The following is a 14,556-nucleotide window of genomic DNA, read 5'->3' on the forward strand; positions in this document are numbered from 1 at the left end:
CAGCTTTTTAGCCAAACCCAGGAATGACTTGAAAAATTGAGTTTACATATCAGCAATTCCCCTAACCTCAACGTGGCCATCTTCAGCATCGAGGATCGGACAACCTTTGGACATTTCAGTCGCTTCTTCTAGTGAAGTAGCATTGACCATAAGATAACCTCCAACTATTTCAGCACCTTCGGCAAATGGGCCATCAGTTACCACTGAACCACCTTTAGAGACTTGTTTACCTTCAGCTTTCAATGGAAGACCATCGATGAGTTGACCTTTTTCGGCTAGGCCTTCCATCCAAACTCTCCACTCATCCATATGAGCTTCTACTTCGGCAGGAGACATTTCCGCCATTCTGGCGTCACCACCTCTAAACAGGTATAAATACTTTTGCATTGTTCTAAAAATTATGAGTTGATAATTCGTTTTAAAAATCGCGATTTGTGGGTTTGACGAACGTTTTGAGTATTCGGGACAGAAATTAGAGAAAACTTTTCAACTTTATGAGAGAAAGGTCAATACATGAAAACATTCGAAAAGAAGCCCATCAATAAAATTGTTCGTGGTTCGAAAAGAGCCCGATATGATCAGGAGCAAGTCTATAAAATTTTAGACTCACACTTCATTTGCCATATTCCGTATGTTTTCGAAGGAACATCTATTGTCATTCCAACCGCCTATGGCAGAAAAGAAGATTCTATACTTATTCATGGATCGCTCAAAAACCGAATGATGCTTGCTCTTCTGGAACAAGAAAAAGTAAGCTTGAATGTTACTCACTTAGACGGCTTGGTGTTGGCTAGATCAGTCTTCCATCACTCCGTAAATTACCGCTCGGTCAATGTTTTTGGGAAAGCCAGATTAATTGAAGCTGATGATGAAAAAATGGAAGCTTTGGAGATTATCACCGAAAACATCATTGCTGGAAGATGGAATGAAGCCAGAATCCCAAACCAAAAAGAATTGGATGCTACATTAGTGATGGCAATAGACATTGAGGATGCTTCTGCTAAAGTCAGAGAAGTAGAAGTTGCAGATGAAGCAGCCGACATGGATTTAGATATCTGGGCTGGCGTTTTGGAACTAGAGGTTCAACCTGGAAAACTAGTAGCTAACTCAGACAACAAACCGGGTTTAGCCGAACCAGAATCAGCAAAGAACTTTAGGTTTTCGAATAATTCGGTGAAGCGGGGGTAGAAAGGGTATTGGGATATGAGTATTGAGACATAAGTATTGCGTAATGCGACTTAAGATTTATGAGGTACTTAAATGAATCTGAAATAGTCCCTCTGCTGAATAGTGGAAAAGAAGTTGAGCAATTCATTGGTGAATTCTATTATCAAGGCTTCAAATGTTATAGATACTTCTCTCTACAAAAGGATAGACATGGGCTTCACCTATTATTCTTCGAAAAATTTGATGAAAGCGATGAAGGGTTAACAAGCATTTATGACTTTTCAAGTATGGAACCTGATAATTTGCATGGCAAAGAACTGGAGCCTTTCTCTTCTTTGAATGCTGCCCTATTGTACCTTGAAAATGAATATGAAATATCAACCGATAAGTTTCTCTTGGCAGGTCAATTAGATCAAGTAATTGGAATAAGATAAGACAGCTCTTTTTCTTGCATTTTGGAGAGTAGGAATCCAACATCAGCGTGACCATCGACTGAAGATATACCTAACTAGCCCTCGTTTCGAACGAGGACTGCTGAGAAGTCGATTTGCAATCGACATGACTACTTGTCAGCAACAAAGAGGTTACTGTCTATCAAAAAATTGTGTCACTTTTCATCCCTGCAATGATGACATCTGTATGGACATAATCAGTCTAAAGAACATCTCACCCTTGAGGGTGGCAACCCAACATCAGCGTGACCATCGACTAAAGATGTACTTAGAAGCGTTTGGCTACTTCGATAGTTTTGATGTTGGTCGCTTTTTCAATTGGAGAATCAAAATAAGGTATATCTAAAGAGCCAATTTCGCGAGCTTAATGGCTGGCAAATGATAGGTTAAGGTGTCTAAAATACGATATCGATTAAAATTTATAGAAATGATAAGCTTAACCAAGCCTTAGGAACTGTTTCTATTTCATCATTTATCGTTATCAATCAGAAACATATATAATTTCTGTTTTCATCAAACATTCAGTACTTTAAACAATTAAAACTAAGGGGTTACACAATTTTCAACTGTATTTAAACCAACCTATTTAAACTAAACTAATTATGAAAACGCACTATATACTCATTGGAATAGGGTTGTTTTTTCTTTTAGCAGCATGCGATGAGAGCGAAACACAAAACATAAATGAGCTCGAGGAGTTAGAAAGCTCTTGTTCAAGCTACATCAACACTACTCAAGCAAATTCTAATTTCTCTCTAGAATTAGAAGGCACACAAATAACTCCTCAAAACGGGCAATTTCATACCCAGTTCATCGACAACAATCTCCACATAAGAGCTTTTAATAGCGATTACAGTGTTTCAGTAACTATTCCAAACCCTTCACAGGCGCTCTACAAAAATGATGGAGTAGATCAATTAGAATTTTCTGGAGAAGTTACAGATTTGAAAAACTCAACTTCTTCACAAATTGACTGTGGGGTTTTCAAAGTAACCTCGTTCGATTTAACCAACCAAACACTCTCGGGTCTATTCCACTTTACAACTACCTCTGTGAACAACCAACCGAGCATCGCTATATCCAACGGAATACTTAACGATGTTCTCATCACCACTTCCAACTTTTGTAAAATGGATTTTGAAGTGGATACTTCAGTAAAAAACATCCAGTTAAACGACACTTGGTGGAAGTTTTCAGCCGCCTATGATAGCTCAGGAGAAATAATTGCCTCACCACTTTGCACCTCTTGGTCTGCCGGTGTGAGTATTTCATTCTCTGAAGGTGATGAGCACATGAATATTTTCGGTATTAAAAACGTCAAAACATTAGGCTACAATATAGATGGCGGCACAATAGATTTTGCTGATAACCATCTCACCCATTTTGTTAACGAAACACCTGCCGAGACAGAGCTAAAAAGCTCAATTATTGGTAACCTAAAAGGCAATTCTTATTCCTATACAATTAATCACAACGAGCTTACTCTTTCAAGAATTGATGATGGAGTAGTGTTTAAATTCTTTATGTCCGAATAACCCATATAACATGAGTAAAAATATCCTTAAAACTACTTTAGCATTTTTCTTTTTCGCTCTAATGGTCTCGTGTGGAGACGAGGAGGACACCAATCTGTTTGAAGATTTGGAAAGTGATTGCAGTAGCTCCATTCGTAATCCGGTAACATCCGTTCCTTTGAGCATTAAGGTTGATAATTCATCACAGAACCTAAATGAAGGATATTTCAGCATGTATATTAACGACACATTATATGTTGGTGGAGAGAACAAATTTTACGCTTTCCAAATGATGATTCCATCACCTGAATTAGGAGTGCACGAAATATCAAACACAAGCACTGTAGAGGCCACAATTCTAGACTACTCTACTTTAAAGTACATGTCTGCTAATTGCGGTGCTTTAAGAATAGATAAGTTTGACATTAACAACACTGAGTTTGAGGCGTTTTTTCATTTTACAGCAAGTACTCCATCGGGTGACGCAGAAGCTACTATTTATGATGGGGCAGTTAATGGCATAGACATCTCTTTGGATCCGTTTTGTTCTAGAAATTACTCCATTGTAAAGCAGAGCGAAAGCCTTGATTTGGAAGATAATTATTGGGCACTAGCAGAAATATTAGATTCCAATAATGACCCTACTCTTTTACCCCCATGCGATAGGGTAATTACATTGAGATATACCACTCAAAACAATCAATTACAAATATTAGGCCCAGGTACTAAAATTGTTATGGGTTTAAGTGTTGATGGAAATTCTGTTACTTTTTCAGACTTTAATGTGAATCAAAGCACTGCCACCTCGGAATCCTTAATCAACTTTCAAAACGAACTTATTGCCAAGTTGAGAGGTAACACCATGACCTATTCAATAAAAGAAAATGAATTAACTTTAAACTTTGATTCATCAGGAGAGATTTTCCACTTCTATCATTATCAGTAAGGCTTAAAACTTCTGAATGTAACTTATACTACTCCCCTTCTACATTCTTTAACTTAAAGGATAAGAAAAAGGCTACCATAAGCATGGCAAAGAAAAAGGCAAACTGAGCGTTTAAGCCAAAGTAATTACCTATGAGTCCAAAGCTAGCGGCAATCAAGGTGAATACTCCAATAGATGTATTGGCTATGGACACGTATGTTGGTCTATCATCTTCTGGTGCGAAGTCTACGAGGTAGGTCTTTCTGGCTAAACGCGCTCCGGCATAAGCTACACCGTTAATAAACAATACGGGCAAGAAATAGAGTACGTTTAGATCTTCCGTGAAATTGCGCATTACAATAGCTGCTACAATCCCCAGCACACCTACCAATGCCGACAACCTCATTAATCTCGGGGAAGATTGATCTGCAACCTTTCCCCATATAGGACTACTGATAATCTGTGCCAAACCACTAACCAGCATCAACAAGCCTAACAAGCTCCAAGTTGATGCCTCAAACTTTTCAGCAGAAAGCACGTAAAACGGCTGAATCAAAGGAATAGCCATTAACATGGCCCTGACAATTAGAAATCGTCTAAAGTCTATATCATTTGAAATTAGCTTAGCACCTTCTTTTAATTCATCGATTGGGTTGCGTCCGCCCTCTGTGGCTCCTCTGGGTTCATCGATAAAGTTGAACAACAAAGCAGCAGTAAACCATAATATACTCGCTACTAGAAATAGCAGTGCAAATATCTCCGTATTCGCTTTTTCTTTTACGTAGAGAATAAGCAATACGCCAGCCGCAAGCCCCATTACGCCACCGAAGGTCGATCTGTAACTCAAGGCCTGTCCCCTCACCTTCTTATCTATGGTTTTAGCCAATACATCTTTAAAACTAATAGAAGCAACCCCACTGGCCATGCTGAACACCGCCAATAAAGCGACTAAAAGGATAGGTAGGTTATCTACTTCTCTGTAAATGAGAAATGCAGCCACAGCCCAGCAAATAGCCTGAACGATGGCAGAAACTACCCAGAAATGCTTTCGAATACTATATGACCTGATTTTACCAGAAACAACAAGCTGAGGCAACAAGGAACCTGCGTCTTTTACTGGAACTAGCATTCCTATGAGTCCAGCAGAAGCCCCCAGGTTTTGCATCACCCAACTGAGCGTTAAATCAGGGCTGATGATCTTTTCCGCAAGCTTTGTGAGCGTCCCGTTAAATACGTTGAGAGTGAAGTTTTTTGGGCTCGATTCACATGCTTCATCAGGAATGGCACTACAGGCCCTTGGCTCGTCCTCTTCAGTTAAAAAATCGTAGAACTGATCTGAAAAATCTTTCGACATAAAGGATTAACTCTACCAATAGTTAAATGTTGGTGTCAATGCAGTAACATACTGGTCTGACTACTTTGTGTGGTCTAACCAGTAGTGCATTATTGACAGGTTCCTAATCGATCGGTTACCTACTTAGACCATCTGCTCACAATAAAAGCATACTGACTGAGACTTAACAAACCCAGCACTTCTTAGCTGCCTTATCGTTTAGTAACAGCAATTGATTCAAAGTTCACATCTGGCTATATTGATAATGATTCACAGAACAAAACATCATGGTACATCAAAAAATTGGCTTCTTGACCCTCTTGCTACTATTTAGTTCTTTACTCAATGCTCAGGACCTTATTCGATTTTCATTTAACTCTACACAAGTCAATAAATCCGATATTGAAGAAAAGAACTACAGCAATTCTGACCCTCACATTCTTATCTCCACAAGTGAATTACGAATTCCTTCACCTGAAGAAGTTCCGCCAGGAACATTTCCAGAATTCGGATTGAGAATGGTTTTTTCTGTTGAAAACCACCATGAACTCCCTACTCCTTCAACTCAAAACCCTATAACCATAAGCTATTCAACATTGCAGTATGGACAAGATGAGAAAGAGTACAATGAAAAATTTGCCAGCTCTAGCGAATTCAAAAGCTCTGCTGAAACTGGTCAGGCAATACGTGAGTCTTTTAAATCGAAAGAGGAAAAGATTAAAGAACTTTCAGAAAAAGTAGCCAAAGGAGATCAAAAAGCATTGGCCGAACTTGAGGCTCTACTGAATTCCGAGCTTGAAAAAGCTGAGAACGCAAGTGAACAAATGATCGGTAATATACCAGATTCGCCAACATCAAAAAAGCCGTATTTCTCTCTGATTTTCTTTCTCCCTTATGAAGACTCTCATATGGAGTATATGCTAGACATTAAGCAAGGTTCTGTTACTATAACCAAAATGAATGAATCACGGTTTGAAATGAGTTTCTTAGGCTATGCTGAACTTTATTATGACGATCGTGATATTGATACCATTTCTAGAATCAACCAAGAACAAGGCAAACCAAACTTTGGTAAGGTGCTGAAAGAAAAAGGGCAAGTAAGTGGAAAAGTAATGATCGAATTTTGACTTAAGTGCCAACCTAGTCAGAGTTTCTCCTTGGCACTTACAAACTAGCATATTGCTACGTTACGATGACAGAATAAGGTTAAGCTTGTCACCCTTATACTGGTCAGACCACTTCGAGTGGTCTGACCAGTAGTGCATTTTGAACGTTTCCTAATCGATCGGCTTCCTACTTTTCTATTTAGGATGAGGAGATTGCCGCTCTCGGTGCCTCGGGACGCTAGAATGACGTACCGAAGACATGATTCCTGATTTCCAACATAATTACCCTCAGTCCCTAAAGGGATGCCCAACAATGAAGTTTTAGCCCCTGATTTCTGATCACCGATTAACTGATCACTTGCGTGGAAACATTACATGTTTCTGCGGTACTGCCCGCCTACTTCAAACAAGGCAGAAGTAATCTGACCCAATGAGCAGTACTTACAAGCTTCCATCAACTCTTCGAACATATTTTCGTTCTGAATAGCTGCATGCTGTACTCTCTTCAGCATTTCGGAGGCTTTGTCTTCATTGCCCTTCTGAAGGTTACCCAACATATTAATCTGATATTCCTTCTCCGTTTCTGTCGCTCTAATCACCTCTTTCGGTAATACAGTTGGCGAACCTTTAGAACTCAAGAAGGTATTCACCCCAATAATCGGGAATTCACCAGTATGCTTCAGCGTCTCGTAGTAAAGCGACTCTTCCTGAATCTTGCTGCGCTGATACATAGTTTCCATAGCACCTAGCACACCACCTCTTTCGGTGATTCTATCGAACTCGGTTAATACCGCTTCTTCCACCAAATCAGTCAATTCTTCAATGATGAACGAGCCTTGCATGGGGTTTTCATTCTTAGCCAAACCAAGCTCTTTATTGATGATTAACTGAATAGCCATGGCTCTTCTCACAGACTCCTCAGTTGGAGTAGTAATAGCCTCATCATAAGCATTGGTGTGAAGCGAGTTACAGTTATCGTAAATCGCGTAAAGTGCCTGCAACGTAGTTCTGATATCGTTGAAGTCGATCTCTTGAGCGTGCAACGAACGACCTGAAGTCTGAATGTGATACTTCAGCATTTGCGCTCTGGCATTGGCTCCGTACTTATTTTTCAGTGCTTTCGCCCAAAGTCTTCTTGCCACTCTACCAATCACTGCATATTCTGGATCGATTCCATTTGAGAAGAAGAATGAAAGGTTTGGACCGAATTTATCGATATCCATTCCTCTGCTTAAGTAGTATTCTACATAAGTGAAACCATTGGCCAAAGTGAATGCCAACTGCGTGATTGGGTTCGCGCCAGCTTCAGCAATATGGTAACCAGAAATAGAAACAGAGTAGAAGTTTCTAACAGCTTTCTGAATGAAATATTCCTGAACATCACCCATCAATCTTAGAGCGAACTCAGTTGAGAAAATACAGGTGTTTTGTGCCTGATCTTCTTTCAGGATATCGGCCTGAACCGTACCTCGTACCACAGAAAGCGTTCTGGCTTTGATTTCTTGGTAAACATCAGCAGGCAGCACCTGATCTCCCGTTACACCAAGTAACATCAAACCTAAACCATCATTACCTTCTGGCAAGTCACCTTGGTAATGAGGTCTTTCAACTCCTTTGTCTTTATAGATTTTAGCAATTTTCGCCTCTACCTCTTTTTCAAGTCCATTTTCTTTGATGTATTTCTCACATTGCTGATCGATAGCAGCATTCATAAAGAAGCCCAACAACATTGGTGCAGGACCATTAATTGTCATGGAAACTGAAGTAGATGGGGCACACAGATCGAAGCCAGAATAGAGCTTCTTAGCATCATCTAAACAGCAAATACTTACACCAGAGTTACCAATTTTACCGTAGATATCTGGTCTGTAATCTGGGTCGTTTCCGTAAAGCGTTACTGAATCGAAAGCCGTAGACAAACGTGCCGCAGGCATTCCTAAACTCACATAGTGGAAACGTCTGTTCGTTCTTTCTGGGCCTCCCTCGCCAGCAAACATCCTTGTCGGATCTTCACCTTCTCTTTTGAAAGGATAGATTCCGGCAGTGTAAGGAAATTCTCCCGGAACATTTTCTTGCAAAGACCAACGAATTACATCTCCCCAGCTTCTAAACTTAGGCAAAGCAACCTTTGGAATTTGAGTATGTGAAAGCGACTCAGTGTGAGTCTTAATTTTAATTTCTTTATCTCGAACCTTGAAGCTGTATACAGGATCGCTATATTTCTTTTTCTTCTCTTCCCACTGCTCAATAATTTGCCAGTTATAAGGGTCGAGATCCATTTTAACTTGCTCAAAAGACTCTTGAATTCCCTTAATCAGTCTGTCTTTATCAGCTACTGAAGACTCCTTTAATGTATCTATTGAGCGCTGAAGTCCATAAAGTTTATCTGCTACTTCTGCTTGAGAAAGTGCCGTTTCGTCATAAGAACGATTACTCTCTGCAATCTCAGACAAGTAGCGAGTTCTCTTTGGAGGAATCACGAATATCTTCTCAGACATCTCATTAGTGATCTCAAAAGTTGAATTCAGATCGGCCTCTGTTTTCTCTACAATTTTATCCATGATAGACTTGTAAAGAGAGTTCATTCCAGGGTCGTTGAACTGAGAAGCTATAGTGCCAAATACTGGCATATCGTCTATGTTGGCATCCCACAAACCGTGGTTTCTCTGATATTGCTTCTTAACATCGCGCAAGGCATCAAGAGCACCTCTTTTATCGAACTTATTGAGCGCAATGATGTCAGCAAAATCGAGCATGTCGATTTTCTCTAATTGGGTTGCTGCACCGTATTCTGGAGTCATCACATATAGAGAAACATCTGAGTGATCTAGAATCTCTGTATCTGACTGTCCAATACCTGAAGTCTCAAGGATTATTAAATCATATTCAGCAGCTTTAAGCACTTGAACAGCTTCGCGAACATGCTTAGAAAGCGCCAAGTTAGACTGGCGAGTGGCCAAAGAGCGCATGTACACTCTCGGATTGTTGATGGAATTCATACGAATTCTATCTCCTAGTAAAGCTCCGCCTGTTTTTCTTTTCGATGGATCTACCGAGATGATACCGATTTTCTTGTCTTCGAAATCGATCAAGAATCTTCTTACCAATTCATCGACCAATGAAGATTTACCAGCACCACCTGTTCCTGTAATTCCTAAAACTGGTGTTTTAACCTGGTCAGCAATTTTATGAACCTCTTCCAGAACAGTTTGAGAGTCTTCTGGGAAGTTTTCTGCAGCAGAAATAATCCTAGCAATTGACTTGGCTTCTTTGTCTTTCAGATGATTAACCTCACCATTAAGGTTTTCACCCGTAGGGAAATCGCAACGCTCTACCATGTCGTTAATCATTCCCTGCAAGCCCATTGAACGGCCATCGTCTGGAGAATAGATTCTGGTAATTCCGTAGTCCATCAATTCTTTGATTTCTTCAGGAAGAATTACTCCTCCACCTCCACCAAAGATTCTGATATGACTAGCCCCTTTTTCCTTTAACAAGTCATACATATATTTAAAATACTCGTTGTGACCACCCTGATAGGAAGTCATGGCAATTGCCTGAGCATCTTCTTGAATAGCAGTATTTACTACCTCTTCCACACTTCTATCATGACCAAGGTGAATTACTTCACAACCAGTGGCCTGAATAATTCTACGCATGATATTGATGGCAGCATCGTGGCCATCGAATAGTGAAGCGGCAGTTACAATTCTAACTTTGTTTTTTGGTGTATAAGGAGCTGCTTGTTCCATAGGTATTTCTTATCTCAGCTTGCAAATTTATGTATAAAACAGTTTTTTCCTAACAGTTGTTAGGAAGTGCAGTTTGGAAATTGATTCCAGACTAGGCTAACGTTTCAACTTCTCTAAAGCGCGTTGGTTATCCACCTGATGAATAGATTCAATAATGTTCTGCTTTTCAAACTCAGTAAGTCTCCAACTGAGCGAAGCCCGATCGTCATCTCCATTGGTATATTCGAATTCTACCCGATTGAGGTGATCCTTAAAAATCTCTTTAGTTAATTCGTACCATTGGTCGTTTTTGATGGTCTGCACTTTATCCCAACTCTTATAAACAGACTGGATAGGTGAAAAGAATCTCTCCATAATATTTTGAGGTTCTGGTGCAGAAAGCTCTTCTTCTTTCACTGAGTCACGGATGGTAATCAATGTTACTTGACTAGTATTCTCCTTAATCCAATCCTTAAAAACATTGAGAAAGATTAGCGCATCTACAATTCCATAGTTATCGGAAATTCCAGCATCAGCTATTTGAATTGGCGGCTCAGTTGGTAGCGTAATTGTTGGCACCACATAAGGAAAGGTAGCACTCATTCGAATAGCCGTTAGAAATCTCAAGCTATCTGGCTGATGATTCTTGAGTAAAGCCCTAAAGTCTACCCCTTGAATAACCGTATTCTTCTCAGTACTGTAATTCAAAAAGCTCACAGGGTGTGGCGATATATATAGTTTTCGGCCATCATTGGTAATCAGGGGACTTAAAAGCAAGGCGGGAATCTCACCGTTAAACTCAGGGTCGCGATAAGCAGCCAAAGGCCTATCTAGAGCTCCATTAAGGTTCTTAGAAAGGTTTTGTTCGAATGTGTAACCTCTCTCTACCTTATAAGTTTGCCCTGCGTAATCAAAATTCTTCACCTTAAAGAAAATATCATTCACCAAGAGCTTAAATATCAGTGGGTTCAATAATTCACTCCCAATCTCCGACCTGTGAATTCTGCGCCTTGGGTTTTCCGACTTCCAATACAACTCTCTATAAAAAGCAGCTCCCACCAAGCCTCCAGAAGCACCTGTTATCAAAAAGGTATTCTTCATCAGCGTGCCTTGCTTCACTGAGTCGATATGTTGCATTACGTTTGTTGCCCAAAGCGCAGAACGTTGACCTCCTCCACTTACCGCAACCAAAAACATCTCTGGCTTTTCCTCCCCAGTTTTAGCCTTCCAATTCTTAAGCATTTGCAGCCAATAGTCTGTAGAAACATCTACATCGGATTGCTCAGAAATTGCCCTGATGCTGTTAATATTATATGGTGTCTTTTCCTGAGAATAATCTAATCCGTAGGCAGGGTACTCGTAGCCCAAGTTCAAGGCCGATGAAATGACGTTAGCAAATAGCAAAAGCAGAAAAGCCGCAGAAACCACCCAAGACCTCAACCAAAAGCTCAAGGCACCAGTAGCCAGAATGATCACAGTAAGCAAGATTATGCTCGAAGCTGCTGCGGGTATCTGAAATAATGGAGATTGCTGAAATAGGCCTAAAGCAAATATGACGATCAACAAAAACGATTCAGCAATAATAGCATTCCTCTGGTTCTGCCTGAAAATACCTAAGATGGCCACCCTATCGTAATACTTTTCATAGCGCCTAGTGGAATAAAAACGCAAATTGATAGATAGATAATTGTTGCAAGGCACTGTCGACCTCTTTAGTCTTTGTAGTCTTCTAAAAGCATTTTGTTTTTGCTTAGCACCAGCTTTAACCTGCTTTCTCGCTCTTCTTCTCATCACCACCCTAATATCTCTATTAGTCATGGTAAAGTAGATAAATAATAGGGCTTGCATAGCTATAAACCCAGCCAGCAGACCAGATACAGAATACAGTATCTGTCTATCGCTGTAGAGGCCGTAATCTCTCGCGAACTCTACTACTTTTACCACATAAAAGATGAGGAAGCCGAATGGAATTACTGAGTTATTTAGACAAAAGTGGGTGAAAGGACGCGGTAATGTACCCAAAAAAGGAAAGCGAAAACCATCTAGAATATAGGAGGTAATATTGAAAGCCATGGCAAAGCCTCCTAAGGTTACACCAACAATAAAAAAGCCTTTAAACCCTACTGAGTCTAAGTAAATGGGGTCGAGAAACAAGTATGGAATCCCTAGGGCCTTGCCGAAACCTCCGGCAACAATCGAAAAAAGGAAAAACCAATAAAGAAGGAGAAACTGATTATACTTTACATGAACCAGCAGAAGCTTGATTGGGAATGAATTATAAAATGCATTTAATGCTTTCAAGCTTTTGCCTTTTTAGAACCTCTATATAACTCGTATTTCAGTAATCTACATTCAATTCTGGCATTAAAGAAAGGAATTCTTGCCGATGTTCTTAGTCCAATACTTTTAGCTAGGTTCATGTTACCAGTAAAGATAAACCCATTGTATCCCTGACATTTGTTTTTAAAGAAGTCTCCAATAGCCTGATACACTTCTTTTAGTTGCTCCTCTTCTCCTAATCGCTCTCCATATTCTGGATTGAGCATCACCACGCCATCAGTATCTGGCACGGTGGTTTCTCTGAAATCGCCATGCTCAAATTCGATCAAGTGTTCAACTCCGGCAGTTTTAGCATTTCCTCTTGCGCAGAACAAAGCACTTTTGCTCATATCTGATGCAATAATCTTCAAACCTGCTGGTGGTTCTTTGATTTGCAGTTTAGCCAAACGCTGATAATCTGCCCATGAGTTAGCGTCATATCCTTTAATGTGCATAAAGCCGAAGTTATCTCTCATCAAACCTGGAGCTTTGTTGATGGCTATCAAAGCCGCTTCAATGGCCAAAGTTCCACTACCACACATTGGATTGATAAATGGAGAAGCCTTATCCCACTCAGTTGCATATAAAGTTGAAGCCGCTAAAGATTCGATCATAGGGGCCTTAAACGGCAACTTTCTGTAACCGTGCTTGGCAATTGTTTCTCCAGAAGTATCGAAATACACGCGTACTTTTTCATCCTTCCAATAAATATGAATCACCGTTTTATCTCTATTCGGGCCAGAGTTAGGACGACTGCCAGTTTTCTCGGTCATTCGGTCGGCAATGGCATCCTTCACCCTAACATTGGCAAATCTATCATCAAGGATGGTATCGTTCTTCACATAAGAAGTGATGGAGAAGTAGCCATCATTATCCAGGTAGTTTTCCCACGGAATAGCCTTAATTCTCTTGTAGAGTTCATTAGCATCGTGTGCCTTGAACCTCTGAATTTGGAAGAGCACCCTACTAGCTGTTCTCAACTGCATGTTCAGCCGAAGGCAATCATCCATATAGCCTTCAGTTTCTACTTCTGAAATGGCGGTTGATTTCACCTCAAAGCCGAGGGCTTCTACCTCTTTGGCTAACCAAGGGCTTTGCTGTGGAAAACATGTAATTACTATGGCCGATTTGTAGGGAAAGACTGAACTCATTGGGGCGAAATTCGGAAGAAAAGGTGGATTAAAAAATTTTTCAACTAATGAGACTATCCTCAACAATTTTTCCTAGCTGAACTATATCTGTAACGTCTTTGCGAGAACGTAGAACGAAGCAATCTCCTAAATAGTTGAGACTGCTTCGCCCCGATGTCTCGGGGCTCGCAGTGACGGAGCCATATCGAGTACAGCTTGAAAGTAAACCAATTCAATTAGTTATATTTCATTCACACAATGCCAAAAGGAGGATTCGTCTACATAATGACCAATAAGTACCACACTACTCTTTATGTAGGTGTCACTTCGGATTTGGTCTCACGAGTCATTCAACATCGCGAACAACATTTCCCAAAATCATTCACTTCAAAATACAATTGCTTTAAGCTGGTTTACTATAGAGTTTTCGATCATATCGAATCTGCAATTACTGAGGAGAAGAGGCTGAAAGGAGGGTCAAGACAACAAAAACTTGATCTAATTAATGAGATGAATCCTAACTGGGACAATCTTTTTCTCACCGAAGTTCAATATTGGTAATTCTTCATTTCGATGATGCAACGTCATTGTCTTTGCAAGAATGCAGATATTCGCATTTCTCAAACTTTGGAGATTTGGAGACTGCTTCGCCCCGAAGTCTCGGGGCTCGCAGTGACGGAGCCGATGCTTAATTACTCTTAAACTTTAAGGCATAAGCTATTTCTTAAAATGGGAAACACCCTAAAGCTTTCTCCTTCTTTAACTAACTTGTACCCCTCCTAAGACTAGCAGTGCAATATCGGTAACGTCTTTGCGAGGACGTAGGACGAAGCAATCTCCAAACTAGAAGATTAAGAGACTGCTTCGCCCCAAAGTCTC

11 protein-coding genes are annotated in these 14,556 nt (G+C 40.2%); 6 read left to right on the forward strand and 5 right to left on the reverse strand.

Annotated features, from left to right (window positions below):
- Positions 1 to 42: 42 nt before the first annotated feature.
- Positions 43 to 387 carry a YciI family protein gene (locus T7867_RS01145; RefSeq protein ID WP_068219512.1) on the reverse strand — a complete coding sequence of 115 codons (345 nt, stop codon included), beginning with the start codon at positions 385 to 387 and terminating at the stop codon, positions 43 to 45.
- Between the two features lie 126 nt (positions 388 to 513).
- On the opposite strand from T7867_RS01145, the gene T7867_RS01150 reads away from it, so the two are divergent.
- The 4 genes from T7867_RS01150 to T7867_RS01165 all read left to right on the forward strand — a co-directional run bounded on the left by T7867_RS01150 (position 514) and on the right by T7867_RS01165 (position 4,079).
- Entirely contained in the window at positions 514 to 1,188 is a 675-nt protein-coding gene (locus tag T7867_RS01150; protein ID WP_322299757.1) for a pyridoxamine 5'-phosphate oxidase family protein, read from the forward strand.
- Positions 1,189 to 1,247: 59 nt separating this feature from the next.
- A complete protein-coding gene (locus tag T7867_RS01155; RefSeq protein WP_322299758.1) occupies positions 1,248 to 1,601 on the forward strand; it encodes a hypothetical protein in 354 nt (117 codons plus the stop codon).
- Positions 1,602 to 2,221: 620 nt separating this feature from the next.
- Positions 2,222 to 3,154, forward strand: coding sequence for a DUF6252 family protein (locus tag T7867_RS01160; RefSeq protein WP_322299759.1), 933 nt, complete (start codon positions 2,222 to 2,224; stop codon positions 3,152 to 3,154).
- 10 nt (positions 3,155 to 3,164) lie between these two features.
- Complete coding sequence (locus T7867_RS01165) at positions 3,165 to 4,079, forward strand: hypothetical protein (RefSeq protein WP_322299760.1); 915 nt, start codon at positions 3,165 to 3,167, stop codon at positions 4,077 to 4,079.
- 28 nt (positions 4,080 to 4,107) lie between these two features.
- Here the strand turns inward: T7867_RS01165 and T7867_RS01170 are convergent, their stop codons facing one another.
- The gene (locus T7867_RS01170; RefSeq protein WP_322299761.1) at positions 4,108 to 5,412 is read right to left on the reverse strand and encodes an MFS transporter; all 1,305 of its coding nucleotides are present in this window, start codon (positions 5,410 to 5,412) and stop codon (positions 4,108 to 4,110) included.
- 266 nt (positions 5,413 to 5,678) lie between these two features.
- On the opposite strand from T7867_RS01170, the gene T7867_RS01175 reads away from it, so the two are divergent.
- On the forward strand, positions 5,679 to 6,518 hold the full coding sequence (locus T7867_RS01175; protein WP_322299762.1) for a hypothetical protein: 840 nt from the start codon (positions 5,679 to 5,681) through the stop codon (positions 6,516 to 6,518).
- 350 nt (positions 6,519 to 6,868) lie between these two features.
- On the opposite strand, the gene T7867_RS01180 is transcribed toward T7867_RS01175, so the two are convergent.
- The 3 genes from T7867_RS01180 to T7867_RS01190 all read right to left on the reverse strand — a co-directional run bounded on the left by T7867_RS01180 (position 6,869) and on the right by T7867_RS01190 (position 13,698).
- Positions 6,869 to 10,249, reverse strand: a complete 3,381-nt coding sequence (locus T7867_RS01180; RefSeq protein ID WP_322299763.1) for a methylmalonyl-CoA mutase family protein — start codon at positions 10,247 to 10,249, stop codon at positions 6,869 to 6,871.
- A 96-nt stretch (positions 10,250 to 10,345) separates the two neighbouring features.
- Entirely contained in the window at positions 10,346 to 12,529 is a 2,184-nt protein-coding gene (locus T7867_RS01185) for a patatin-like phospholipase family protein (protein WP_068219489.1), read from the reverse strand.
- Complete coding sequence (locus tag T7867_RS01190) at positions 12,526 to 13,698, reverse strand: THUMP domain-containing class I SAM-dependent RNA methyltransferase (protein ID WP_068219486.1); 1,173 nt, start codon at positions 13,696 to 13,698, stop codon at positions 12,526 to 12,528. The genes T7867_RS01185 and T7867_RS01190 overlap by 4 nt, the downstream gene beginning before the upstream one ends.
- A gap of 237 nt (positions 13,699 to 13,935) precedes the next feature.
- On the opposite strand from T7867_RS01190, the gene T7867_RS01195 reads away from it, so the two are divergent.
- A complete protein-coding gene (locus T7867_RS01195) occupies positions 13,936 to 14,238 on the forward strand; it encodes a GIY-YIG nuclease family protein (protein ID WP_068219483.1) in 303 nt (100 codons plus the stop codon).
- Positions 14,239 to 14,556 lie beyond the last annotated feature (318 nt).

This window comes from Roseivirga spongicola (assembly GCF_034376045.1).
Classification (GTDB): domain Bacteria; phylum Bacteroidota; class Bacteroidia; order Cytophagales; family Cyclobacteriaceae; genus Roseivirga; species Roseivirga spongicola.